The sequence below is a fragment of the Clostridioides sp. ES-S-0005-03 genome (assembly GCF_020658455.1).
Lineage (GTDB): Bacteria > Bacillota > Clostridia > Peptostreptococcales > Peptostreptococcaceae > Clostridioides.
The window spans coordinates 1224929-1251718 of sequence record NZ_JACVWI010000001.1; the positions used below are offsets into that span (position 1 = coordinate 1224929).

At 26.6% G+C, this 26790-nt stretch carries 22 protein-coding genes and 1 CRISPR repeat array; of the genes, 2 read left to right on the forward strand and 20 right to left on the reverse strand.

All coding sequences use genetic code 11. The annotated features are described in order from the left end of the window. Positions 1 to 181 precede the first annotated feature (181 nt). The 13 genes from IC218_RS05855 to IC218_RS05915 all read right to left on the reverse strand — a co-directional run bounded on the left by IC218_RS05855 (position 182) and on the right by IC218_RS05915 (position 17317). Positions 182 to 1006 carry a DUF5780 domain-containing protein gene (locus IC218_RS05855; protein WP_227824009.1) on the reverse strand — a complete coding sequence of 275 codons (825 nt, stop codon included), beginning with the start codon at positions 1004 to 1006 and terminating at the stop codon, positions 182 to 184. 803 nt (positions 1007 to 1809) lie between these two features. Next, the gene (cas2, locus tag IC218_RS05860; RefSeq protein ID WP_227824010.1) at positions 1810 to 2103 is read right to left on the reverse strand and encodes a CRISPR-associated endonuclease Cas2; all 294 of its coding nucleotides are present in this window, start codon (positions 2101 to 2103) and stop codon (positions 1810 to 1812) included. Positions 2104 to 2322: 219 nt separating this feature from the next. Further along, positions 2323 to 3321, reverse strand: a complete 999-nt coding sequence (cas1b, locus tag IC218_RS05865; protein ID WP_227824011.1) for a type I-B CRISPR-associated endonuclease Cas1b — start codon at positions 3319 to 3321, stop codon at positions 2323 to 2325. Positions 3322 to 3354: 33 nt separating this feature from the next. Then, positions 3355 to 3849 (reverse strand): CRISPR-associated protein Cas4, encoded by a 495-nt coding sequence (gene cas4 / locus IC218_RS05870; protein WP_227824012.1) that lies wholly within the window; start codon positions 3847 to 3849, stop codon positions 3355 to 3357. 132 nt (positions 3850 to 3981) lie between these two features. Then, positions 3982 to 6107: direct repeats of the CRISPR family, unit length 30 nt; unit sequence ATTTAAATACATCTCATGTTACTGTTTAAC. Between the two features lie 207 nt (positions 6108 to 6314). Continuing rightward, positions 6315 to 8885, reverse strand: coding sequence for a CRISPR-associated helicase Cas3' (gene cas3, locus IC218_RS05875; protein ID WP_227824013.1), 2571 nt, complete (start codon positions 8883 to 8885; stop codon positions 6315 to 6317). A 23-nt stretch (positions 8886 to 8908) separates the two neighbouring features. Beyond that, entirely contained in the window at positions 8909 to 9652 is a 744-nt protein-coding gene (gene cas5b / locus IC218_RS05880; RefSeq protein ID WP_227824014.1) for a type I-B CRISPR-associated protein Cas5b, read from the reverse strand. 1 nt (position 9653) lies between these two features. Beyond that, positions 9654 to 10643, reverse strand: coding sequence for a type I CRISPR-associated protein Cas7 (locus IC218_RS05885; protein ID WP_227824015.1), 990 nt, complete (start codon positions 10641 to 10643; stop codon positions 9654 to 9656). Next, a complete protein-coding gene (locus IC218_RS05890) occupies positions 10636 to 12369 on the reverse strand; it encodes a CRISPR-associated protein Cse4 (protein ID WP_227824016.1) in 1734 nt (577 codons plus the stop codon). The genes IC218_RS05885 and IC218_RS05890 overlap by 8 nt, the downstream gene beginning before the upstream one ends. 11 nt (positions 12370 to 12380) lie before the next feature. Beyond that, positions 12381 to 13076 carry a CRISPR-associated endoribonuclease Cas6 gene (cas6, locus tag IC218_RS05895; RefSeq protein ID WP_227824017.1) on the reverse strand — a complete coding sequence of 232 codons (696 nt, stop codon included), beginning with the start codon at positions 13074 to 13076 and terminating at the stop codon, positions 12381 to 12383. 365 nt (positions 13077 to 13441) lie between these two features. After that, positions 13442 to 14497 (reverse strand): flavodoxin-dependent (E)-4-hydroxy-3-methylbut-2-enyl-diphosphate synthase, encoded by a 1056-nt coding sequence (gene ispG, locus IC218_RS05900; protein ID WP_227824018.1) that lies wholly within the window; start codon positions 14495 to 14497, stop codon positions 13442 to 13444. A gap of 185 nt (positions 14498 to 14682) precedes the next feature. Next, positions 14683 to 15687 (reverse strand): RIP metalloprotease RseP, encoded by a 1005-nt coding sequence (gene rseP / locus IC218_RS05905; RefSeq protein ID WP_227824019.1) that lies wholly within the window; start codon positions 15685 to 15687, stop codon positions 14683 to 14685. A gap of 12 nt (positions 15688 to 15699) precedes the next feature. Next, positions 15700 to 16854 carry a 1-deoxy-D-xylulose-5-phosphate reductoisomerase gene (locus tag IC218_RS05910; protein WP_227434783.1) on the reverse strand — a complete coding sequence of 385 codons (1155 nt, stop codon included), beginning with the start codon at positions 16852 to 16854 and terminating at the stop codon, positions 15700 to 15702. Positions 16855 to 17113: 259 nt separating this feature from the next. Beyond that, the gene (locus IC218_RS05915) at positions 17114 to 17317 is read right to left on the reverse strand and encodes a helix-turn-helix domain-containing protein (protein ID WP_227434784.1); all 204 of its coding nucleotides are present in this window, start codon (positions 17315 to 17317) and stop codon (positions 17114 to 17116) included. A gap of 399 nt (positions 17318 to 17716) precedes the next feature. Here IC218_RS05915 and IC218_RS05920 point away from each other — a divergent pair, with 399 nt between their 5' ends. Together IC218_RS05920 and IC218_RS05925 are read left to right on the forward strand one after the other, a co-directional pair. Continuing rightward, the gene (locus IC218_RS05920) at positions 17717 to 17866 is read left to right on the forward strand and encodes a hypothetical protein (protein ID WP_227434785.1); all 150 of its coding nucleotides are present in this window, start codon (positions 17717 to 17719) and stop codon (positions 17864 to 17866) included. A gap of 39 nt (positions 17867 to 17905) precedes the next feature. After that, on the forward strand, positions 17906 to 18442 hold the full coding sequence (locus IC218_RS05925; RefSeq protein ID WP_227824020.1) for a hypothetical protein: 537 nt from the start codon (positions 17906 to 17908) through the stop codon (positions 18440 to 18442). A gap of 587 nt (positions 18443 to 19029) precedes the next feature. Here the strand turns inward: IC218_RS05925 and IC218_RS05930 are convergent. The 7 genes from IC218_RS05930 to tsf form a co-directional block, all read right to left on the reverse strand. Beyond that, positions 19030 to 22074 (reverse strand): diguanylate cyclase domain-containing protein, encoded by a 3045-nt coding sequence (locus tag IC218_RS05930; protein ID WP_227482549.1) that lies wholly within the window; start codon positions 22072 to 22074, stop codon positions 19030 to 19032. A 617-nt stretch (positions 22075 to 22691) separates the two neighbouring features. Then, positions 22692 to 23471, reverse strand: coding sequence for a phosphatidate cytidylyltransferase (locus tag IC218_RS05935; RefSeq protein ID WP_227434788.1), 780 nt, complete (start codon positions 23469 to 23471; stop codon positions 22692 to 22694). A gap of 12 nt (positions 23472 to 23483) precedes the next feature. Next, a complete protein-coding gene (locus IC218_RS05940) occupies positions 23484 to 24218 on the reverse strand; it encodes an isoprenyl transferase (protein ID WP_227434789.1) in 735 nt (244 codons plus the stop codon). 28 nt (positions 24219 to 24246) lie between these two features. After that, the gene (locus tag IC218_RS05945) at positions 24247 to 24450 is read right to left on the reverse strand and encodes a hypothetical protein (RefSeq protein WP_227434790.1); all 204 of its coding nucleotides are present in this window, start codon (positions 24448 to 24450) and stop codon (positions 24247 to 24249) included. 2 nt (positions 24451 to 24452) lie between these two features. Continuing rightward, complete coding sequence (frr, locus tag IC218_RS05950) at positions 24453 to 25010, reverse strand: ribosome recycling factor (RefSeq protein WP_227434791.1); 558 nt, start codon at positions 25008 to 25010, stop codon at positions 24453 to 24455. 25 nt (positions 25011 to 25035) lie between these two features. Then, positions 25036 to 25740: a UMP kinase gene (gene pyrH / locus IC218_RS05955; RefSeq protein WP_003430597.1), complete on the reverse strand. Its 705-nt coding sequence runs from the start codon at positions 25738 to 25740 to the stop codon at positions 25036 to 25038. Positions 25741 to 25823: 83 nt separating this feature from the next. Next, positions 25824 to 26735, reverse strand: coding sequence for a translation elongation factor Ts (gene tsf, locus IC218_RS05960; protein WP_021384993.1), 912 nt, complete (start codon positions 26733 to 26735; stop codon positions 25824 to 25826). Between the last annotated feature and the right edge of the window lie 55 nt (positions 26736 to 26790).

The following is a 26790-nucleotide window of genomic DNA, read 5'->3' on the forward strand; positions in this document are numbered from 1 at the left end:
CAAAAGTTGATACATGCCTATAATCTTATGTATATCTGTCTATGGTATATCTATCTATAAGATTCATTTTCACAATTAAAATACATCTGTAAAAATGTCTATTTCCATTGGAACAATAAGTATTTAGCTGGCTTAACACCAATTAAGTGTATACCTGATTTTATCTTATTAGTGTCAAATATTACTTACAGTAATTTTCTAACACATTAGTTGACACTGATTTTCCTTGAAAATCTTTCATCCAAGTCTCATATGATGAATTTTTCCATGCACTACCATCAGTAAATGTTACTTGCTTTACACATGATATAATATACTTCACATCATGCTTTCCAGTTGATTGGTTCCATTTATCAAACAATAAAGAAGCATCATTTTGATTCTTACCTGGAACTATTGCATTTTTCTTTGCATATTCTTTCTCTATTTGTTGCCATTCTTTCAGCCATTTTTCTACCCATGCCTTACCTTGTTGTTTTTCAAACATACTTATTATATCTTTTGGTGGTGATTGTTGCACTCTTCTATAAGTATGTGAGTATGCTTTCTTAGATACAGGAGATATACCTGCAACAATACCATAATCTACACCATCTGTACCAAATCCAACACTTCCTACCTCTCCATTTGTGGCTACATTTTGAGCATCCCAATATAGTTCAAGTGGTTTTCCGTTTTTGTCATATGCAAGACACACAATTTCATAATCTATGATTGCCTTTTTACTGTTATTCTTAACACTTATAACATTGCTAGGCCAATGATATGGACTATCATCAAACTGTATTTTGCTATTGTTTATGGCTAGTGGAAGATTTTTATTATTGGCAATACCTTTGCTATTTGAAATGTCTAAAACCTTCTGTGTTGAAGTACTTTCTGAATTTGTTAAGTATACACTTGTTTGTTCTGAATTGGTTGTATTAAGAGAAAAGGCCGTTGTCGTACCAGTAACCAATAAAGCAATAACCAAAATAGGCAATCTATATATTTTTTTATATCCCACAATTTGCTCTCCTTTCTATTATTAATCTTTACTAAAACATTTTGTAAAATGCATTGATATTTGTGTTGACATAATACATCAATAGTTTTAGTAACTAAATATTACCATAATAGTAATTATATTTCAATACTACTGTTGTAATTTTCATTTTAGTAAATATAATTTTATTATAATAAATATAGAATGGATTTTGGTACTCACTTATATAATTGAATCATAATATATAAAACTTATTTAACAATATGATGTTAAAACAACAATATATATTTAAAAGATACTAAAAGATTTATTTACAAATACAATTCATTAAATATTGGAAACGGAGCTTTATAATCATTTAAATGATTATAGCTATTACAATAAGAATAAAGATGCTAAAATTCTATAAATAGACATAGAAATAAAAGGTATTTCTACTCAGAGTATATCAAGACATCATATGCCTCATTCACTATTAGCTAAAAGTTACTGATAAAGTTATGCATTTGACTCTTGAATGGTAAAATAGACCACCTGATATGATTTATCCAATTGTATTTTATAAATTCAATACATTATAAGACTAGAATGGAAAGTAGAATAAATAAACAAATCAGCATGTATAGCTATAGATATTAATTTAGAAAGTTTAAATATAAAAAAGGATTTGTAAAAGATTTTAAAAAATATAAAAATAAGACTATGCTTCTCATAGCCATAGCCTTACTAATAAATATTTCCAAGTTTAATTTAACTATCGTCTAATTTCACTATCCTTTAACAATTTATTATATTTGTTTTTATGAGTATACTAAGTAAATTATTTATAATATTAAATTTTCACAATTACTATTATTATTACCTATTATTTCTTCTTCAAATATATTAGAATTCATTAATTTTATTATACATACAAAATCGTTATCTTTATCTACAATATTTTCTAAATCATGTTTCAAACTCATAATTTTAGATGGAGTTATTTCTCTTCTAAAAACTGATTTTTGGAAATGTGAAAGATACTTTTTACATATTTTAAAAACTTTATTTACTCTTTTTTCTCCTACATCATAAACCACAAATACATAATTATAATTTAAATTACTTTTCTTTTTCATATATAATATATTACTTAAACTGAAAAACATATAAACTTTCAATAAATCAAAATGTTATAATTATTTTTCAGAACTTCCTCCTTTCATATTTTCAACTATCTCTGAGAATTTCTACTTTTAATTTGCACTATTATAATAGTATATTATGTATATTTAATAATAATATCACTATTATAATTCTAGTGTTATTACATTAAGGAATTTTATTTATTTTTAAAATTATAGACTATCTTTTAAATTATAAGGAATAAATTCTTTTTGTTCCATTATACATTTTAATATTTTATAAGCATCTAGTTTTATACATGTTTTCAAACTTACCTTTCTTTTCAATTTTGGATGCTCTTTTACAGATTCTAACCTTTCTTCTAAGGAATTTATAAAAAGCTGCTTTCCTTCATCATTTAAAATACAATAATTCAATTTTTTATCAAAATGTTTTTCAACATTTATTTTTCTATTATTTACTAAATCAAATATAGTTTTAAATGTTACTGCATGTTTAAAATTTTCACTTAAGTCTAAGCTTAAAGAAAATCTACTTTCACTTGGTTCATGTAAGAAACTTACACTTTGATTTAGATGGGTATTATATATAGCAGTTACAGTTTTAGCATATAATATACTATTTCCAAATGATATCATAGCATTTAGGGGATTATCTGGGGGTCTCTTAACTCTTTTATTAAAAATAAATTCTTCTCTTAAAATATATTTAAAGGAAGAGTAAAATATTTGCCAAATATCTCCTTCAACTGATAATATTTCTTTTATATTATTCGATTTTTCTAATTTATTTAGAGAATCTTTTTTTAGATGTGATAATAATGGTTGTATTTCTGAATTTCCATGTTTATAATAATGAGATAATGTATTTATTGTATTAATCCTTATACCATTAACTATAGATTTTGCTATTTCTTCTCTTCTATTCTCAAAGGTTTTTACCTGAGCTACAGTTACCTTTCCACTTATTAAAAATTCTTTAGGATAAAAGGTTCCGCTATATCCACCATAGTAATTAAAAAAATGAACAACAATATTTGCTCTCGATAAAAAATCAAGTAATTTAGAATTTAATGATACTTCATTTAAACAAAATATTTCGCTAGTATTTTCTACTGGTATGTACACATTCTTTCCATTTTTTCTAAAGCATATTGAATTGTCTTTTCTTGAAAGCTCTCCCATTGAGCCAATATATTTTGTCTTTCCCAATAATGACACCTCCTTATATGTTGTTATCTAATTTTATATATAACAATACTCATAATAAGCGCATTTTTTACACCCTTTTTTTAAATCTGGATATGGTGCTTTATCCCTATTTATTAAATCGATAATTTCCTGTTCTATAGATACAAGCTGTTTTTCAGTTTCTTCGCTCAAATCTACAAAAACTATTTTTTTGTCGGTTTTGTTTTTTTCTATAAATTCAATTTTTCCTTTTCTAACAATTCCTTTTTCTTTTAATATTTTTAAGTATAAAAGAACTTGCCATTTGACAGCTTCTACATCAGCATCAGACTTTTTAATCTCTACTAAATATTCTTTTGTTAATTTATCTATCTTTATATTTTCAATTGCAATTTCTTTATGTTTTGAATTTTTTTCTTTTAGCTCATGAAGAATTCTACCTATTTTTACATCTTCACTATTTTCTTCTAGGTTTATTCTATTGCCAAGTAGCCAACATTGTCTTTTACAATGGAAATAGTAATTTATTAAAGTTCCTGTAAGCTTCATAATATCACCTATTTATTTGATTATTTATATATAAGTATATCATATATTGTCTTATTCAGAATATTAAAATTTATAATTTTACAATATAATTTACTATAAAATTATTTTTATTTAATTTAATATTGTATAATAATTTAAATACATCTCATGTTACTGTTTAACAAAAAATCACCCCCTTTATAAGAATTTGCGAGTCCACATTTAAATACATCTCATGTTACTGTTTAACGCACAAGATTAAGCACAAAGATATTTAAATACATCTCATGTTACTGTTTAACTGATTTCCAGAACAATTAGGAACGGTTAAAACAACAATTTAAATACATCTCATGTTACTGTTTAACGACTTACCATTCATATTCCATAAATTCTGCTTACACATTTAAATACATCTCATGTTACTGTTTAACAATTTAAAGTTACATACTGTTTAAAGGGGGATATTAATTTAAATACATCTCATGTTACTGTTTAACCGTCAATTTTGTCCTCATCAATTTCATTACATAATATTTAAATACATCTCATGTTACTGTTTAACTATTGTACCAAAAACTGGAGAAGCTTTTGAAAGCCAATTTAAATACATCTCATGTTACTGTTTAACTAATAAAGATAAGTTTATAAATTATAAATCTAAAGTATTTAAATACATCTCATGTTACTGTTTAACCTGCTTTGAAAGAAAGAATGTCCAATAGTGCTATAGATTTAAATACATCTCATGTTACTGTTTAACGTGTATGTAGTCAAGTTTCTTGTCTACCTCATCAAAGATTTAAATACATCTCATGTTACTGTTTAACAAGAATTAAAATTCAAATGTGAGGAAGTTGTTTAAAATTTAAATACATCTCATGTTACTGTTTAACAAAGTGAAGCAGAGCAAGCAGCAATAATGGAAAGAAATTTAAATACATCTCATGTTACTGTTTAACAAAGATGGATTAAGACCTGGCTGCATAATTTTCGAATTTAAATACATCTCATGTTACTGTTTAACATTAAGTATAGGTTTAGTTGCTTGCTCATCAACTAAATTTAAATACATCTCATGTTACTGTTTAACAAATTACGTTTGGGAGCAGTATACCAACCTTATTTTATTTAAATACATCTCATGTTACTGTTTAACTCTATTTGCGAGTATTCCAAGTAGTGCGTTAGCTTCATTTAAATACATCTCATGTTACTGTTTAACTATTGTACCAAAAACTGGAGAAGCTTTTGAAAGCCAATTTAAATACATCTCATGTTACTGTTTAACACGAAAGGATACTTAAAAAAGGGGGCATGAATTTAAATTTAAATACATCTCATGTTACTGTTTAACCAAACTTAGCATTACATCTACGACATACAAAGTACGATTTAAATACATCTCATGTTACTGTTTAACGGTATGTAAGTCATGTGGTGACCTACCCCTAGGTCAATTTAAATACATCTCATGTTACTGTTTAACGCTGATAGCTTTATTAGTCTGCTCTCTACTCTTAAATTTAAATACATCTCATGTTACTGTTTAACAATAATCGCTCTTATATCTCTGCTGTCTTTTATGCTATTTAAATACATCTCATGTTACTGTTTAACCTATAGTGCATTAAATAAAAGTGTACGTGATGTCTAATTTAAATACATCTCATGTTACTGTTTAACACCATAACGATATGGGGCTGACTACAGACGAATGCTATTTAAATACATCTCATGTTACTGTTTAACGGGGGATATTTAGTTGTCAATGTACACTTTTTTCTAATTTAAATACATCTCATGTTACTGTTTAACGGTTTATTGAGTAATTCTATATAGAGGGGAATGTTAATTTAAATACATCTCATGTTACTGTTTAACGGGCTATTCCGCGTTCGCTCGCCGCTACTTACGGAATTTAAATACATCTCATGTTACTGTTTAACACGTTATAAACCTCTTACAATTAAAGAATTTCTTTTATTTAAATACATCTCATGTTACTGTTTAACAGAGAATCAAGTTGAACGGAATCAAGGGTTAGATTTATTTAAATACATCTCATGTTACTGTTTAACCTACGATACAAACATCTATAAGAATTTTCGATGGAAATTTAAATACATCTCATGTTACTGTTTAACTATACTGGAGGTGTTATATCTTTTCCATCTACATCTATTTAAATACATCTCATGTTACTGTTTAACTTCAAATGGTCAAGGTTGGTGGCAATTATTATTTGAATTTAAATACATCTCATGTTACTGTTTAACCACTGTAAAAGCAATATCTCTTAAAAGGATATTGCTTTTAAACACATTGAAAAGACTGATATATAGATTTTTTATCCCAGCTAATCATAAAAAATCTATAAAAGTTATAAAATATTTAAATTTCAATACTTAGAAACTATTCTTCATTTACTAGCTTGGGATAAATTTTAATTACACTATACTATATATCCTATTTCTAATCTAACCTTACCATATATACTCATGTTCTACATTTTCATTAAATTTGCTTCTATCAAATTTACCATCTGTAAAATACTGTTCACCATCATCAATATAAAAAATATCTCCTATATAATCATTAAATGAATTATCAAATTTACGAAGTTTATATGTAAAATAATCTAATTTTTCCATAATGTCAGACATCTTTACTCTTTTTTCAGAATAGTCAATATCATTGTTTTTTAATAGAGAAACATAATCTTCCCAAACATCACTTCCTACAACTATATTTCCAGATTCATCTTCTACTTGAGTGTTCAAAAAAATTGTATAATCTCTTAATTTATCTATCAATGTCATCCTTTTATTTACTGATTTAAAATCTAATTTACCTACAACATCATTTGTAAAAACATCTATATTTTCGTCATTATGTTTATTTTTATTTTCTTCTATTCTAGCTATTATTTTGTCGTAGTACTTTTCAAAATCTTTTTCTAAAATAATTTCTCTATTGCTCTCCTCATTCAGGGTTAAATTTTTCTCTTTTCTAATATCTTTCCTATATATCTCTTTTGCATCATCTAAATTAAAAAAATAAACTTTTGAATTTAATTTTTTACAAGACCTATTTATCCTTCCCAAAAATTGTTCGTCTGAATCAATTATAGATATATCTTTAAATCCCAAATCCATATCTATATCCACTCCAGCTTCTACAACTTGTGTAGCAACTAAGATTACAGATCCTATATCTTTAATTTTATTTATTATTTTTTTTCTCTCTAATTTATTATCATCTCCCGTTATTAAATAAATGCTTTCTGACTTATCCTTCAACTTTTCTTTAATATCCTTGTAAAATTCTAATGCTGATGATTTCTTTATAAACTCTATTAGTATCTTATTATATCTTTCTGATTCCTCTACAACCTTTTTTGCTATTTCTTCAATAGAATTAACTTCTGAATTTAACATTTCAAAACTTATATTTACTCTATCTTTAAAAAGTGGATTCTTAAAATACTTATCTCTGTACCTTACTAAATAAGCAAAATTATCATCATTACATCCTAATTTATTTAATCTAGGTAAAGTTGCAGACATTATAATAATTTTTATATTTAATATTTCAGCATACTTTTCTAAGAATAAAATAATCTCTTTCCATATCTCATTTTTATAGCTTTGTATCTCATCTAATATAACTACACTATTTATCATATGTATCAATGGGAAACTTTCTTCTCTTGAAACTCCAAATAAATAATTAAAAAAACCTATGTTAGTAGTAAGTACTATAGGATAGTGTAAAAACTGTCTATTTAGCAAGGATTTTTCATAGTCAATTTTTTGTTTTGTGCTATAGTCTTTAACATCTTTATTATCTTCTTCGTCATCATAGGTCTGTATCGGAGTTATAGAATTTATAACCACAACATCCTTTTCTATATCTTTAACAGAATTAAACAAATCATTTATAAATACACTTTTGGTTTGTTCTACTAATGTATTGAATGGAAATATATAAAATATTTTACTTAATGATTGATTTAATTCTATAAATTTTAATGCTAAATTTATAGATGTAACAGTTTTTCCACTTCCAGTAGGTGATTCTAAGTAAAATATATTTTTACTTAGATTACACGTCATTGTTTCTTCAACTTCTATACTCATCTCTGTTCTCAATTTATTTATATCATTATCTCCATATGGGCATTTTTCATCGTTATTTAGATATTCTCTGTACCTATTCATATTTTCATATATTTTAGATTTTTTAAATACATCATAATATTTATTATGATTATCAATAGTCCCAAAATCATTTATAGATTTTCCACTATTATATTCTGATGTGGCATAAAAATCACAAGATGTAACAATTGCAAACATTAATTTTGAATATATATATACGTCTATATCTAAACCATCTTTTATAGAACTATCATCCAAATACTTATATGTATCACTAATTATTTTTTTAATAGTTTTTGAAGTTGATTTAATCTCTAAATTATAATTATGTATAAATAAATCTTTAAAATTATCTTCAATATTTACAAATTCATTCTCAAAAGAAGATAAAAATTCCCTAAATGATTTCAAGACTCCATGGTGCTTTGATATTACATATGTATTTATCATTAAAAACAACTTCAATATCTTTTTCTCTTCAACATCAACTTTCTTTAACTTTTCAAAATAATAATCAAAATACAATATAGACGAAATAAAAGAATGTTTAGTATATCTTGTTGAAATACTTTTAAAATTTTTATTGTTCATTTTTACAGATTGAAATGAAACATTAATTTTACCTAAATCATGCATGTAAACCATATTTAACATAAGTTCTCTATAAAAATCCTTACTTAAATAAGAGTTATTTTTAAAAAATTTATCTTCTATTCTTTTTAAACAAGATTCTAAATCTTTTTTGACACATAATTTCATAAAGTATGAGTATACCAAATCTGAATGTTCTTTCAAAGTTTCTGGAGATTTATCCTTATTTATATGTGCATAAATATTTTGATAATTATTTACATTGCTATTTATATCAAATAATTCAACTTTTTCAAAATACATATATCCCTCCTGGACTTATAAATTTAAATAAATATTAAATTCATATCCCTTACTTTATATACATCTTTTTTACTAAGCAATTTAACTGGCATATTAGTAAATATTATGGTTTCTAAAATATATTGATTAGTTATTCTATCTAACTTACAAGGAAGCTTCTCTTGATACTTAAAAGGTTCTTCATAATCATCGTCATCATCATCAAAATCATATTTCTCAAATTCAAAATCTTCCCTTGTAAAAAAACTATCTATTTTATCAACACTTTCTGATTTATAAGCATCACTAATTAGTTCAATTCCACTTATATTTGCTATATGGTCGTTTTTTCCTAAATAAGGTATGTAAACAAATTTATTAGATAAAAATCTATTTTTCAAATCTCTACAAATATCTGTATCTTCTAATTGTATATATATATCCCAACTAGGATTTTCAAGCCATTGCTCTTTTACTATTAGATTTCCCCCTTCTTCTTTTGAAGCATATCCTACAGAATTATTAAATCTCTGAATCTTTTTATCTATATATCCAAATTCATTTTTTGGAACTATCGATATTTTTATATTCTCAAGTTCAGAGTAGAATTCAGGATATTCGTCATCTTTAGTCTGTTGATTATATCCCTTAAGTCCCAAGCAAGCTCCCAAAATTCCCATAAGTGCGACTTTATGTATATTTCCATAAGTAAAACAAACTATACTATTTACATCTGGCTTTTTAAAAAATGCAGTTCTCCCACTTAGGTTAAATTTTAAGACTTCCATCTTATACCTCTTTTCTTGTAAATATATTTATAAACTTTACTTTATCTAATTTTGATGCTATTTTCTCTTTGGAAGGCTTTATTTCTGTTTTATATGGATTATAATATATTTCTATACTATTAATTTCTTCTGCTAAGTCAATCATTAAGTCAATCATATTTAAAGAAATTAAATCATTTTCATTTTCTTTCTTTTTAAATGCTATATATTGAGTTAAATCTGGTAAATATACTTCTTCATTTGTTTCAATAAATATTGCAAATTCATTTTCACATCCGATTTTTGAATTTGTATTAAACGCAGTCGCACTCACTAGAGCAACTTCTTTAAATTTTTTATAATCATTTTCAGTATACCCCTCAGTTACACCCATACTAACAAAAGCTTCATAGGCCTTTGGATTTATTGAAAAAGGATAAAAATAATGCGCTTCATCACTAACTATTTTTTTACCTAAAGTAGTTGAATTAGCATCTTCCTTTTCTTCTTCATTTGTCGATTTTTTCTTATCTTTAGCTTTTGGGTCTCTAAATGGAGAAAGTATTTGTTGCTCTTCGACATTGCTATCTTCATACTTATTAAATCCTTGACCAATTTGTACTGCTCCTGTAATTCCTATATTATTTCCTACTTCTGCAAATGTAGCTCCAAAGTTTTTGACATCAATAGCTTTAAATAAATTTTCTAACACATTTTGTTGATTTTTTTCTACCTTTAAATCTTCTATATCAAACAATTCTTCATATCTCTCTTTTAGTGACTTTGGTCTGACTTTGATTTCTCCTTTCTTAGATTCATCTATTTTTAATGACTTTATATATAATACTTTTTCACCTTCATTTTCCCACATTTTCTTCATAGGAAATTTAAGAGCTTTGTCACTTCCAAAAATTTCTCCTGTTGATATAGTTTTTGGATATCCAGAAAAATCAGCATTCCAATTTGACATTACAGATTTTATTCCTAACACCCCATATACTCTCTTATTCATCTTCTTTCTCCTCTCTTTTTGTATATATTAAATTAGAATATAGGTAACCACCTATTAATAAATCCCCATTAATTTTTTTATCTTCTACTTCATATCCTACAATCATAGCATATAAATTATCAAACCTCTTACTACCATAATCTATGGCATAATTATATTTTTTAAACAACTTCCTTATCTCTAGCATAAGCTTTTCCTTATTTCGTGCATTTAATATAGGATTAATTAGAGAATGGTTTTTATTTTTTGATGACTTATTTTTAGATATAAGATATGAAGCTAATTGTCCAATTGCAAAATAGTATTCTTCATCACTTTGTATACATTGTGTTTGTTTAGAATTTATTTTTTCAAATAAAGATTCACTAATATATTTTATTTTATCTGCCATTTTATATCCTCCATAAAAATAATTTATTATAGCTATTCTTAAGTTATACTGTTCCTTGGCTTTTACATAGTTATTGTTTTTTATAGAATTTTTAATTATCTCCATAGAATAGTTTGAAAAAGTTTGTCTTACTATATTATCCCTACCTTTATAAAACCATGTATATAACCCATCTCTATTTCTAACCAATATATCTCTTAGAATTAAATCATTTAAGTTTATTTCTTTAACTTCTCTGAAATAACTATTACACATAAATGTATTAAAATATATAGTATCAATAGTTTTTTCTAATTTTTTAAGATTATTAATATATCCTACTTCTAAACTTGGATTTAAACCATACTTGTCATATTCTATTGGTATTACAAACTTTACATTTATTTTTTTTATTTTAGTATTTAAATTTACCACAGTATCAAAATCATGTATTTCTAATTCTTTACCCTTTTTTATCCTCAGTATATATCCACTAAACTCATTTGGTATATCAGCTTTTCTATGGATTCCTTTTTCACTACTTATATATACTAATTCTTCTCCACTGGATGCTTTATTCATTAAATAATCAAAGAAAGCTTTCTGTAACAAAACTTCATCTTCATCAATTAGATATGGTGTTGAGTTTTTCTTTCGTGTTTTTAATTCTAAAAATGGCTTTTTTGCATTTAATTGCATATTATTGTTTGGTAATCCATAGGTTTTACCATCAATAGTTACATTAAAATCATTTTTATTATATATATTGGGAATTACATATTTTTGACTTTCTATATTGTATATATCTATCTCTTCATCAAAAAATATTTTTAAATAGTTTTTATCTTTTTTTACATCTTCAACTAAAGTAAATATATTATTTTTTATCCACACCTTTACCTTATTTAGATTATTTTCATCTGTTCTACCATATTTTTTTTCCATAGAATCAAATATTTCTTTTTTCTTTTTATCATATTTAAGCCCTGGATTTAGTAACACATCATAATAGTTATTAATAATATCTTCTGTAAGCTTTATGCTGTTATTTTTGTCAGGTCTTAAATTTTCTTTTTTAATAAAAAATGAAAGATAGTTATTACTATGAATTATCTTTTTGTCATCAATAGGTTTATTCATATCTACCAGTTTTGACAAGTAATCCAGTTTTGAAAACTTGCTATATAATTCTTCTGTATTATCTCTATTACCCTTTGAAACTTCCAATTTTTCTATGATAGAAAAATCTTTTACCAATACATATGAGCCCTCAGATAAAACATAATTATCTGTTATAAGACTATTCCCTATATCCCTATATTCTTTTTCAAAAATCTCTAAGCAATCCTTTAACAAATCTTCACCTCCTATAACCATCTATAGTTTACAAAACCAAATCCACGAGAATTGATTTCTCCAACCCCTACTCCAAGTGCAAAGTTTGCAATTTCTTGAGCCATATCATTTTCTGATACTTTAAAACTTATTTTATCTCCAAGTAAGGATATATTTTTATATTTCATGGAAATAGGTTTTTTGTTTATAAACTTAATCATATTAAATAATTCAAAATTTTCATCTATCTTGCTGTTGGTAAATTCGTTGTATTTTTTTATTAAATTTTCTCTAATTCTTTTCTCCAGATCTTCTACTGTATTACTACCCTTCCAATATCCATCCTCAAACTTTGCTATCACTGGAGTAATAGAATAAATACTTTCAATATGTTTTTTAGGAATTACTTTTTTACTCATTGTAATGACCTTTATTTTATCAGAATATTGATTTTTTAGATTCCTCATAAAATAAGTTCCTAACTCACTATCTACTGTTCTAATAATAAAAGTGTAGATGCAATCCTTCTTATAAATTTTATCCTTTTCTAAAGGATATAGCAGATTGAAAGAATAATACTTAAATTCATTTTTATTATGAAACTCTCTATATTTATCTTCCATAATTAATGTATCATCTATTAATTTGCATATTTCTCTGGCTACATTATCTAAATAAATATTTTCAAGAAGGTATACCTTCACTGATAATTCTATACATTTAACCAATTCATAAACACCCCCCATTTTCTGATAATTGATATTAATAAACTAAATATATTAAGACCTTTGTATCTATTTAACAACAATAAATTATAAAAAATAACTTCTATCTAATAATTTCTTTATTAAACAACTTTTTCCTTTAAAATTTTATTTTTTTGTTCGACAAATCATTTAACTTAAATTTTAAATCAATTTTATTCTATCAACTTTGTTAATTCAGCTTTATACTGTTAAAATATCAAAAACAAAGTATTATACAACTATAAAATGTTAAAATTTAAAACAGCTAGATAATTAAATACTATAGATAAAGTTTATTCTAAAAGTATTTAATCATCTAGCTGTTTAATATGTTTTAAATATATACTCTATAACTTATCAATTTCCTCCAGTAACTCATCAACCAATTTATCACCATTAATCATTCTTACAATTTCACCCTTTTTAAATAAAAGACCTTCACCCTTACCACCAGCAATGCCTATATCGGCTTCTCTAGCCTCTCCAGGTCCGTTTACAGCACACCCCATAATTGCAACAGTAATATCTTTTTCCATACTACCAATTTTATCCTCAACTTCATTTACAACACTAATTAAATCTATATTACATCTTCCACATGTAGGACATGATATAACTTTAATCTTGTCATTTAAAAGACCCAAACTTCTTAAAATCTGTTTACCAACAACAACCTCTTCAACAGGGTCACCTGTCAAAGATATTCTGACAGTATCTCCAATCCCTTTAAGAAGAAGTGCTCCCACACCTATAGAAGACTTTATTGTTCCTTTATGAACACTTCCAGATTCAGTAATTCCAATATGAAGAGGATAATCAACTTTCTTTGATATTAATTCATATGCATCAACAGTTTTATAAATATCAGATGATTTTAGAGAAATAACTATATTATAAAAACCTAAATCTTCAAGAATCTTAATATGTCCCATAGCACTTTCAACTAATGCTTCAGCAGTTGCAGAACCATATTTATTTAAAAGTTCTTTTTCTAAAGAACCCCCATTAACACCAATTCTAATTTTTAGATTTTTTTCCTTGCATTTCTCAACAACCATTCTAACTCTTTCTATGTTTCCAATATTACCAGGATTTATTCTAACACCATCTACACCCTGTTCTATAGCTTCAAGTGCTAACTTATAATCAAAATGTATATCCGCAATAACAGGTATATTTACATTAGACTTTATCTTTCCTATATTTTTAGCTGCTTCCATATCAGGAACAGCAACTCTAACTATATCACAACCAGCTTCTTCTAATCTTTTTATTTGAGCTATTGTAGCCTCTGCATCTCTTGTATCAGTATTTGTCATAGATTGTATGCTTATAGGATTTTCTCCTCCTATTTTTACACTCCCAACGCTAACTTCTCTTGTGTTTCTTCTATTGTAACTCATATTTCACCTCTATATATTATTTTATATTAAAATTATTCAATATCTTAAAAAATACTACAAACTACATATATATTATAAATTAAAAAGCTATATAGTTAAACAACTAAGAATAAATTTAACCTTTTAAAATTAATTTATTCTCACTTAAAACTACATAGCTTTTTTAAACTTTATATAAAGTTAAATTATTGAAATAACCTTAATATATCTTTATATGTTATAAAAAGCATAAATAACATTAAGGCTCCAAATCCAACTACATTTATCATACCTTCTTTATTTGGGTCAAGTTTTTTACCGCCTCTAACAGCTTCTAATAATAACATAAGTATTCTCCAACCATCAAGGGCTGGTATTGGTAATAAGTTTACTATACCTAGATTTAAACTTATGACAGCTGCCAAATAGACTACATTTATAAGACCTGTTTGGGCTGCATCTGATACCATACCAATAACACCTACTGGTCCTGCAACAGCATTACCAATTCCTCCTGGTACACGTCCTGTAACCATTTGACCTAAAAATGTTAACATCTGTTTTGTCATATCCACAGTAGTTTTACATGCATTTACTATTGAACCAAAGAAATCTTTTTCTCTTTGTGGCTGAATTCCTATTTCATACTTTCCATTGTTATCTTTAGGAATTACATTTACAACTTTATCATTTCCATTCCTAGTTATACTAAGCTTCAATTCTCCACCAGAAGAAGTATTTATAATATTTGCAACTTCATCCCAAGTCTTAACAGAATTACCATTTATTTTATTTATCTTATCTCCTACTTGAAGTCCTACTGCTTGTGCAGGAGTATCTTGCATTATTTTTCCAAGTGTAGTAGTTGGAGAACCTATATACAAAAACACTGGTACTAAAAGTATTGCTGCCAGTATTATATTAAATATTGGTCCTGCTACAATAGTACTAAATCTTTGTAGTATAGATTTATTTCCAAAAGAATTTGGACTTATTTGTTCTTCGTCTTCACCCTCCATACTTACATATCCACCAATTGGAAGAGCTCTTATGGAATACTCTGTATCTTTTTTTACACTATATATCTTAGGTCCCATACCTATAGAAAACTCATTTACCTTAATCCCACTTCTTTTTGCAAATATAAAATGTCCTAATTCATGTATTAATACAATTATACTAAATAGTATTAATGCAGCTATTATAGTCATAAATTCACCTTCCTATTTTTTTATCAGATTTTCAACATAAGCTCTACTCCATCTATCTGTTTCTAAAATTTGTTCTAACGTTGGTTTGCTTATGCTTTTATGAACCTCTAAAGTTTTCTCTATGTAATATGGTATGTCATAGAAACCAATTTTATCCTCTAAAAATTCACTTACCAAAACTTCATTTGCAGAATTTAAAACAGAAGAATAAGTTCCACCCATCTTTAGACATTCATAAGCTAATTTTAAACATGGAAAAGTCTCTAAGTCTGGTTCTTCAAAGGTTAAAGTACTAAATTTTGAAAAATTCATTCTTTCAAAATTACTTTCCATTCTATCTGGATATGTAAGAGCATATTGTATAGGCAACCTCATATCTGGACATCCTAATTGTGCAATTATAGAACTATCTGTATACTGTACCATTGAGTGAATTATGCTTTGTGGATGAACTACTACATCTATATTTTCTTGTTTTACTCCAAATAGCCATTTAGCTTCTATTACTTCTAGTCCTTTATTCATAAGAGTTGAAGAGTCAATACTTATTTTTCTTCCCATACTCCAGTTTGGATGCTTTAAAGCTTCATTTTTAGTTATATTTAAAAGTTCTTCTTTTTTCTTTCCTCTAAATGGACCACCAGAAGCTGTAAGTATTATTTTTTCTATATTTTTATTATTCTCTCCATTTAAACACTGAAATATAGCACTATGTTCACTATCAACGGGAAGAATATTTACATTATATTTTTTTGCCTCTGCCATTACAAGCTCTCCAGCAGTTACTAATGTCTCTTTATTCGCTAATGCTATATCTATTCCCTTCTTTATAGCACAAAGTGTTGGGACCAATCCTATCATTCCCACAACAGCAGTTAAAAGTACATCAATTTCATCTAGTGATGAAATTATTTTTAAACCTTCCATTCCTGTTAAAACTTCTATCTCTATATTTTGCGGCAATATTTCTTTTAATTTTAATGCTTTGCTTTCCTCAAAAACTGTTACATATTTAGGTCTAAATTCTACAATTTGTTCAAGTAGTAATTCAATACTGCTATTAGCTGATATTGCAACTACCTCAAACTTGTCTCTATTTTCTCTAACTACATCTAAGGTTTGCTTACCTATAGAGCCTGTAGAACCTAAAATTGATATTTTTTTCATATAATAATCCTTTCTAATAATAAATATACCCTACCAAGACATTATAACACTACTAAAACAATTATTTTTACTATTCACAAAAACTTCATATAATTACTGGAAAAATATATTTAGTTTACATTATAGCATTACTCTTTAATTTTAATTTATTCACATATAGTTACTTTTATTTTTAATCCAATAAAACTCTATCTATTAAATTAAACCTTACCTATTCTTTATATGTTTTTTACAATATTATTAAAATATTTTAGCATCATTAAACATCCTTTTTTATTTCTACAACATCTTCTATTTTACAGTCTAGTGCTAAACATATCTTTTCCATTGTATCCATAGAAACAGACTTATCATTTCCTAATCTACCTAAAACAGAAATACTTATACCTGATATATTTACAAATTCCATCTTTCTTATTTTTCTATCAATTAGCAATTTCCACAATGGAGTGTATGAAATCATTTTATCACCTCTTCTAAAATCTATTTTATCATATTTTATCTATTTTGAAAAATTTTCATCTTTTTCGATAAATAATCATTTATTCAAAATTGGCTAAAAACATGTTCTTTCAATATTGATAAATAAATTCATTTTAATATAACAATAAATAGCACCTATCAAAAATATGTTTTAAAATAATCTGTATCTAATTAAAAAGCTTTACAGAAAATTATATTTATTAACTTTAAGTAATGATAGAAGTAATTTCTTCTGATTATAAATTTGTATAATCATTATCCCAAGTTAACATAACATTCTAAAAAATAAAAAACTTCAATGTTACTTTTTTATATAAATATGTTAAAATAAAACAAAGTAATGGATTAAAAAACTATACTATTAATAGAGGGTTATTAAATGAAACAGAGTGAAAAAAGAGAAAATGAATTTATAAAAAATAGATGGACTTTAGCTGTCATAGAAAAAGAAAAAAAGGTTACTTGTATTATTCGTTATTTACTAACAATACTTGCTATCATTGCTCTCCTTACTCCTATGAAAATTTAATTTTCCATCTATATATTTATATTACTATTCAGTTGGATGATGTATTTATGGCTATATCCTAAAATGCTACTAGAAATACCTAAAGCAAAAGAATCAAGAAAGTATCATATACCATTTCCTTTAACAGCATGTTCATTATCTATGTTAACTCTACTTTTATCAACAAACACCCTAAATACACCAAATAACGAAAGATTTAGTTTTTCTGCTATTTACATGATAGTGTTGTTAATTTTTTATGCCTTAGTATTAATTATCAAAAAAAGATATGAAACAAAACTTAAAGTATTACTGGTTACCTTATCTACATTTATTCTTAGTTTTTCTACAACACCAGCATTAAATTATATAGCAACATTAGATAAACCTGAGTTTGAATTTGTAACAGTTGTTGATAAAGAAATAAATCCTTCTCGCTCTGGGAACGATTACTATCTTAAAATAAATGTAAATAATAAAATAAAAAAAATGAAAGTTACTAATAACATGTATGATTCGACAAATAAAAATAACTCAGTTCAACTTTGTAAAAGAAAGAGTATCTTTGGTTATGAATACTGGACATTGTGCAAATAACATAATTACATTATTAATAAAATCAAATTGAAATCAACTCAATTATTATATGAACATTTTATTCTTATGATTATTAATCTAAATAAAGCCAATAAGAAAAAGCATTAGTTACATTACTAATGCTTTTTATCTATTGCTAATTTTAATTACAAATTTTTTAATTCTTCTAGCATGTTATGTACTTATTACACTTTTACAATATTTATATTATTTTTCAGTCACATATTTATTAAAAAATTCTTTTTCTTCTATTGGTCTAGAAAAATAAAATTCTTGTCCCACATCACATTTAATAGTCTTTAAAAAATCTAAGTCTTTCTTAGTTTCAATTCCTTAACATACAACATACATATCTATACGATGTGACATTTTAATAATGTACTAAATGATACTTGTAGACTTTTTCTCAATTAAAGGTTTCTTTAAGTAAGCTTTTCTAAAATTGAATTAACTGGCTCTGATATTTCATTAAAAGCACTTTCAGTTACCTCTATTATAATGTATCTATATAACTTACAAATAACTAATCGCTTAGTAAAGGTGATTACAAAAGCTTTGTAGTAACATGTGTTTGATTGATTTTATTTTTAGATGGAAAACATACAATATGTATTTTTACCTTCTTCTTTTGCTCTATACAATGCACTATCTGCACGATGATACAACTCGTAAAACTGTTTCCCATCTTCTGGGTATCTAGAAATACCTATACTTACACTTACTTCAAAACATAATTTATCATATGTAAACGTGGTATCTAATCTTTTTAATATATCATGACCTTTTTTTTGTAGGCTTTCTTTATCTCCATTATACTCCATAAATGCTATAAATTCATCACCTCCAACACGGCCAACAATATCTGTTTTCCTAAAATTACTTTTTAGACATTCCGCTAACTCAATTAAGATTTTATCTCCAAATACATGCCCCATAGTATCATTAACATCCTTAAAATTATCTACATCAATCATAAATAATGCATATTTCTTATTTTCATCAACTGATAGCAACATGTGTCTTATCTTTTCCTCAGTAGTACTTTTATTTAGTAATCCTGTCATTAAATCATTTTGAGATTGCTCAATTAACTTATTATACTCTCTCTTTTCTTCATCAATATTTCTTATTTTACCTAGTATCGATATAGTAGCATCTCCAATCTTATCAGGTTCATTAAATACTATAGAACACCATAAATGTACGTTATCTTTAGAACGTATACGTATCTCTATTGCTTCTGGCTTATTACCAATACGTGCATTTTCTAAAGCGTCAAGTAAAATCTGATGGTCTTCTTCATAAATATTTGATAATTGTTCAGAAATTGTTCCTCTTGGTTCTATCTCAAATATACTATAATAGTTATCAGAAAATGTTATTGTACCATCCTTAAAACTATATTCAAATAATATATCTCCCCATTGTTTTAAGGCTGTTTGATAGCGATTAACAAGTCTATTAGATTTTTTATCACTTTTTTCAGAAGTTACATCTGTTGCCTCTGTTACATCCACAATACTTGAATAAAAGTACTTCTTGCCATCTTTATCATTTTCACATAATCTAGAAATCGTTTCTAAAGAAATCAAACGATTATCTTTACATCTAACATGATAATGAAGTGTAACTATATCTCCAGAATTAACTTGGCTTATCATATCTCCAAGTACAACTCTTCTATCTTCTTCTATAATTAAATTGATATACTTTCCATCAAACTTACTTTTAATTTCTTTTTCTGTATAACCTATCAATGATATAAAGCTAGGAGAAATATAATCTAAAGTAAAATTTTCATCAAAATGGATACATTTTACACAAGCAGGAATATTATCTAAAACTCTTCTGTATTTCCAATAGGATTCTTCCATCTCTAAAGACCTTTTCTTAAGCCTATCATTTTCTATTATGACTACAATTAAACTTTTAGAACCCTGCTTACCTTTTACTACATTGCCTGTTCCAAGTATCCATATAGGAGTTCCATCAGATTTTACTACCCTAAATTCAATTGTAACTATATCGCTAATTCCAAGTTGCCTTCTAATTTCATAATTCACATATTCCATATCATCTGGATGCACAAATCCTAATGCTTGATTTTTAAATTTTTCTTCCATCTCTTTAATGGTATAACCTAACATCCTTCTATAGCCTTCATTACATGTAAGAAAAGTAAATTCAGGGTTCATTCCTACTTGAAATATGCCTGCATAAGCATTATCAACCAATTCTTTTATATTCATTGAATGTGTTGGAGTAAAGGCAGAATATACCATACTTTTTTCTTTTTCTATAGAAAGTTCTTTTGATATAACATCTTCCTGATAATTAATGCTCTCAATATTCTTTTCAAAGTAATGCTCATAAAACTTCTCTGCGTTTATAGGCTCATTATAATAAAATCCTTGCAATATTTCTGGTCTCATCTGTTCAATTATTTTTAAAGTTTCTTTATTTTCAATTCCTTCCACATAAACGGACATATTCATACTATGACATAGATTAATAATTTGAGAGACGATTTTTTGGTCTATTACATCATATGTAATACGGTTTAAAAGAGTATGATTAATTTTTAAAGAATCAGCACTTAGTTCACGAAAAATTTCTAAAGATGAATGTTTTGCTCCAAAGCTGTCGAATGTAATCTTAATACCTTGACTTCGAAGAAAATCAAAAGAACTCCTTATTTCTTCTATTTGTTTTATGTTATTATTTTCTGTTAATTCCAATGTAATCAGAGATGGAGATATACCCTCTTGCTTTATAGTGTCTAAAATAAAAAACTTGAAGCTAGGGTCTTCAAGCTGCTGATATGACACATTTATATTCATATTGAAATTTGGCATATATTTTGTCCATACTTTTAATTGCTTTAAAGCTGTTTTAATTACCCATTGACTAACTGTATCCATAAGCCCAGAAGATTCTAAAAAAGGTATAAATTCAGTTGGACCAAGTTTCATTTCAAAATTAGGATTTCTCCAACGAAGCAATACTTCGCATCCATATAGTTTCTTACTATTGTTAAAAATAAGTGGTTGATAATTTAAATAAAATCCTTTAAAATTATTTAATACACTTTCTCTTAGATACTCTATCAACTGTATAGAATACTGCGAAAAAGTCAACTCATCTTTTGAATAGACAATTAGTGTTTTTTTCCCTTGCTTTTTTGCTTTTTCAAATGTAACACGTGCATTTTGGTATAGTGTATCACAATCTATACCATCTTTTGGATAAAAACAAATACTTCCTGATATAGTAAATGAAATAGCATGTCCATTAATCTGTTTTATACATTGTGCGATATCTTGAAACCTATTAAAGAGTTTTGTTAATTCATAACAATCTCCATTTGGATACAAAATTCCAAAACCATTTCCATCTAATCTATATAAACTTATATCTTCAGGTAAAAAAGGTAAAATAGATTTAGAAAACTTTTTTAAAACCCTATCTCCAAATGAATAAGAATATAAGTTATTAATTTGTTCGAAATCATCAATTCCAATAAACATAATACCATATGGCTTTTTCTGTGTTTCTAGACTTGAAAGCATCATTCTCAAATTGTAATTTCCATTTAAATTCGTTAATTTGTCTATAATATTATTAGTTAACATGCCTATTAATCCATCCCCCCTAAATTGCTTTAACTTCTTGAAATAAACTTTTTTCTATTATTTTTTTAATTCCAATAAGATTTTCTAGTTATGAAAATTTTTATATATATAATAAATTCTTACCTAATTCAAAAGCTATTTTTATACTGGTATACTTTAAATTTACATCATCAACTTGATGATGTTGAAGATGGAGTACCTAATATATTTCAATAAACAAGTAAAATATATTATTTATTGAGAATTTAACTATTTGAATTTATTTTATCATATTTTGGAAGTATTTTCCTTTTTTTTGATATATTACTTAAATTATACCCATACTTATCAAATAAAATCAATAATATACTTATGACTTATTAATTATACATAAAAATAAAATTTATAATTGAGAATAAATTAGTTATATTAAGATATATAGCTTATAAAAAGATACTATATTTAAAAATGTCGAAATTATTAAATAAAAAAAGATTTTTTACAATATTTTCTAAATTATAAAAAAATGAAAATAGCCATGTAACTAAATACTCACAGAATTCTTCTGCTTTTTAAAAGTTACATAGCTATTTTCATTACTAGCAATTATAGACTGCCTTTTTAAAACCAACCAATCTTTATCTAATAAAAAATTTAATAGTATTATATACAAAAGGTGCTACTAATATAACACTATCGAATCTATCTAATATACCCCCATGACCAGGTATTATCTTTCCATAATCCTTTATCCCTACATATCTCTTTATTGAGGATGCAAATAAATCTCCTAATTGAGCTATTATACTTCCTATGCTTCCTATTATAGCCAATTGAAGCAAATCAATACCAAATAAATACCCAAATAAAATACAACAAAGTGTACTTCCTATTATTCCTCCAATAGCTCCTTCTACAGTCTTTTTAGGACTCACTTTAGGGATTAACTTATGTTTGCCAAGTAAATAGCCACTAAAATATGCAAATATATCTGTCATAAAAGATATTACAAATATAAGCCATACATAGATATTCCCTCTTTCAAAGCTATTTATAGTTATAACTATAAAATCTAAAAATACTCCTATATAAAAAACTCCTAAAAATGTAATCGAAACATCTATAACATTGCTTTTGCCCATCAACATATAAATTATACTTGCTAAAAATAAAATGAAAAGCACTGCATAAGTATATTCCAATGGTAAGTTAAAAATATTTTTTACAGCTAAATAAATAGAAAATATATACCCTATAATAAATATTGGATGTATATCTTTTATTTTAAATGCTTTATAAAATTCATGTAATGCAATATAAACTATTGCCATCTCAGCTATATAAAGAGGAATCCCTCCATATACAACAAATAGAAATAATGGAACCAGAGCTAGTGAAGCAATAATTCTTGTAAGCATAAAATAATCTCCTTACTTAAGTCCTCCAAATCTTCTATCTCTTTTTTGATATAAATATATAGCCTTTTGTAATTCTTCTTTGTTGAAATCAGGCCAATGTATATCAGTAAAGTAAAACTCAGAATAAGCAACTTCCCAAAGTAAAAAGTTACTCAATCTTTGTTCCCCACTTGTTCTTATGACCAAGTCTGGATCTGGTATAGACTTTGTGCTTAAATAGTTTTTTATAATATCTTCATCAATATTGTTTATATCTATTTTACCACTTTCACAATTTTTTACTATATCTATAAGAGCATTTTTTATATCTGCCCTACTTCCATAGTTCAATGCTAAATTTAAGTTAACTCCTGTATTGTCTTTTGTCATTTCCTTAGCTGAATTTAATTCTCTTATACAAGTTTTTGGTAAAGCACTTATCTCTCCTATAGCTGTTACTTTTACATTATTTTGATGCAGTTCAGCTATTTCATTTCTTAAGTATGTAGATAATAAGTTCATAAGTGTATCAACTTCAAGTTTTGGTCTTTTCCAATTTTCTGTTGAAAATGCATATAGTGTCAAGTGCTTAACACCTAAATTTGAACATTCTTTAACTATATCTCTTATAGTTTCTACTCCAGCCTTATGTCCTGCAGTTCTTGGAAGAAATCTGGATTTTGCCCATCTTCCATTCCCATCCATTATAATAGCAATATGAGTAGGTATGTTATTTAAGTCTATGTCATACATGATGTTGTTATTCATATTTTGCCTCCAATATTGTTCTGACTCCTTAAATTAAGGAGTCAGAAAAGTATGTGATTATTAGTTCTACACTATCACCTATCTCAGATATTTTTATAACTCTAGGAACTACAAGTTTATCTTTATCCTTTTTACCTTCAATAGATTTTATGGTATAAGCTACATTTTGTTCATCAAAATACTGTTTTACCTCATCTATATGAAGACCTAAAAGGTTATAATATTTTTTCAATATTATACCTCCATTATATCCTTTTCTTTTTTAGCCAATAATGTATCTATTTCTTTTATAAATTTATCAGTCATTTTTTGAACTTCATCTTGTGCTTTCTTTAATTCATCTTCTGTTATTTCTCCGCCTTTTTCCATTTTCTTAATTTTTTCATTGGCGTCTCTTCTTTCATTTCTTATTCTAACTTTAAATTCTTCTGAAGCTTTACTGGCCTTTTTAGCTAATTCTTTTCTTCTTTCCTCTGTTAAAGCTGGTACAGAAAGTCTTATAACTTCACCATCATTAGATGGATTCAATCCTAAATCTGAGTTAGCTATAGCTTTTTCTATTTCATGCATAGCAGATTTATCCCAAGGAGATATCATTAGTATTCTTGGCTCTGGTACAGATATAGCACCAATTTGATTTATTGGAGTTGGAGTTCCATAATAATCAACTCTTATTTTGTCTAACATTTGTGCATTGGCTCTTCCTGCTCTTATAGTTCCAAATTCGAACTTTAAAGCATCAATTGTCCCATTCATTTTCTCTTCTAACTGCTTATGTATTTCTAGTTTCATAATTTTACTCCTCCTTCATTCTTCATTATTTTACAGTAGTTCCTATATTTTCACCTTTTACTGCTCTTATTATATTCTCCGTTGTAAGCTCAAATACCTTTATTGGAATCTTATTATCCATACATAAAGATGTAGCTGTAGAATCCATAACTTTTAATTCTTTTTGTATAACTTCCATATAGCTTAATTCTGTAAATTTCTTAGCATCTGCATGTACTTTTGGATCCTTGTCATATACTGCATCAACATTTTTAGCTAACAAAATAACTTCTGCTTCCATTTCAGCAGCACGTAAAGCAGCAGTTGTATCTGTTGTAAAGTAAGGGTTTCCAGTTCCTGCACCAAATATAACAACTCTTTCCTTTTCTAAATGTCTAACTGCTCTTCTTCTTATATATGGTTCTGCAATTTGTCTCATATCTATAGCAGTTTGAACTCTTGTAGCAACGTCTATATTTTCTAGTGCATCTTGTAATGCCATTGCATTCATAACTGTAGCTAACATACCTATATAGTCAGCAGTAGTTCTATCCATTCCTTCGCTAGTTCTACCTCTCCAGAAGTTTCCTCCACCTACAACTACAGCCACTTCAACACCTATTTCTTGTATTTTTTTAATAGCAATAGCAATATCATTAACTACATCATTATTTATACCAAAACCTCTTTCTCCCGCTAATGCTTCTCCACTTAATTTTAACAATACCCTTTTGTACATTGGTTTATCCATCAGAAACCTCCTATTTCAATCCTTCATATCCATTTTTTCTATTTTTTAAAAAAGAGAACACCTGCGTGTTCTCTCTTTGGTTATTACTTAAGTTGCTTAGCAACTTCTTCTGCAAAGTTTTCTTCTCTCTTTTGTATACCTTCACCAACTTCGAATCTCACAACTTTAACAACTTTTATATCAGAACCTACTGCTTTAGCAACATCAGCAACTAATTGTTTAACAGTTATATCTGGATTTTTAACGAAAGTTTGCTCTAATAAACAAACCTCTTTTAATTCTTTTTCTAATCTTCCTTTAACCATTTTTTCAACTATATTAGCTGGCTTTCCTTCATTTAATGCTTGTTGAGTTAATACTTCTGTTTCATGTGCTATGTATTCAGCATCTACTTCATCTCTTGAAACGTATTTAGGATTCATAGCAGCAACTTGCATAGCTACATCCTTACCTAATTCTAAAACTTTAGCATCTCTAGCTTCTGTTTCCATTTCAACAAGAACACCTATTTTTCCACCACCGTGGATATATCCAGCAACTTGTCCATTAGTTACAACTTTAGCAAATCTTCTAAAGTCTAATTTTTCACCTATTTTTGCAACTCTATTATTTAAAACTTCTTGTAAAGTTATTCCTTCTCTATGAGTTTCACCTAATAAAGAAGCGATATCTTCTTTATCAGTAGCTAATGCCATACAAGCAGCATCTTTAACGAACACTTTGAAGTCTTCATTTTTAGCAACGAAATCTGTTTCTGAGTTAACTTCTACCATAGAAGCAACTGTATTATCATCGTTCATTTCTATTGCAACTAGACCTTCAGCAGCAACTCTACCAGCTTTTTTAGCAGCTTTTGATAATCCTTTTTCTCTTAATAAATCTACTGCTTTTTCCATATTTCCTTCAGCTTCTTGTAAAGCTTTCTTACAGTCCATCATTCCTGCGCCTGTACTTTCTCTTAACTCTTTTACCATTTGAGCAGTTATATTAGCCATTTTTTAAGTTTCCTCCTACTTATTCTATTCCATATTATAAATGGTAAGGGCGACC

Bases quoted from the DNA above. Each gene is read 5' to 3' on its own strand.
- cas2 (WP_227824010.1), bottom strand. From the start codon at position 2,103: ATGAAAAAGAAAAGTAATTTAAATTATAATTATGTATTTGTGGTTTAT.
- cas4 (WP_227824012.1), bottom strand. From the start codon at position 3,849: ATGAAGCTTACAGGAACTTTAATAAATTACTATTTCCATTGTAAAAGA.
- cas3 (WP_227824013.1), bottom strand. From the start codon at position 8,885: ATGTATTTTGAAAAAGTTGAATTATTTGATATAAATAGCAATGTAAAT.
- cas5b (WP_227824014.1), bottom strand. From the start codon at position 9,652: ATGGAAGTCTTAAAATTTAACCTAAGTGGGAGAACTGCATTTTTTAAA.
- IC218_RS05885 (WP_227824015.1), bottom strand. From the start codon at position 10,643: ATGAATAAGAGAGTATATGGGGTGTTAGGAATAAAATCTGTAATGTCA.
- ispG (WP_227824018.1), bottom strand. From the start codon at position 14,497: ATGAGTTACAATAGAAGAAACACAAGAGAAGTTAGCGTTGGGAGTGTA.
- rseP (WP_227824019.1), bottom strand. From the start codon at position 15,687: ATGACTATAATAGCTGCATTAATACTATTTAGTATAATTGTATTAATA.
- IC218_RS05910 (WP_227434783.1), bottom strand. From the start codon at position 16,854: ATGAAAAAAATATCAATTTTAGGTTCTACAGGCTCTATAGGTAAGCAA.
- IC218_RS05915 (WP_227434784.1), bottom strand. From the start codon at position 17,317: ATGATTTCATACACTCCATTGTGGAAATTGCTAATTGATAGAAAAATA.
- IC218_RS05920 (WP_227434785.1), top strand. From the start codon at position 17,717: ATGAAACAGAGTGAAAAAAGAGAAAATGAATTTATAAAAAATAGATGG.
- IC218_RS05925 (WP_227824020.1), top strand. From the start codon at position 17,906: ATGTATTTATGGCTATATCCTAAAATGCTACTAGAAATACCTAAAGCA.
- IC218_RS05930 (WP_227482549.1), bottom strand. From the start codon at position 22,074: ATGTTAACTAATAATATTATAGACAAATTAACGAATTTAAATGGAAAT.
- IC218_RS05935 (WP_227434788.1), bottom strand. From the start codon at position 23,471: ATGCTTACAAGAATTATTGCTTCACTAGCTCTGGTTCCATTATTTCTA.
- IC218_RS05940 (WP_227434789.1), bottom strand. From the start codon at position 24,218: ATGAATAACAACATCATGTATGACATAGACTTAAATAACATACCTACT.
- frr (WP_227434791.1), bottom strand. From the start codon at position 25,010: ATGAAACTAGAAATACATAAGCAGTTAGAAGAGAAAATGAATGGGACA.
- pyrH (WP_003430597.1), bottom strand. From the start codon at position 25,740: ATGGATAAACCAATGTACAAAAGGGTATTGTTAAAATTAAGTGGAGAA.
- tsf (WP_021384993.1), bottom strand. From the start codon at position 26,735: ATGGCTAATATAACTGCTCAAATGGTAAAAGAGTTAAGAGAAAGTACA.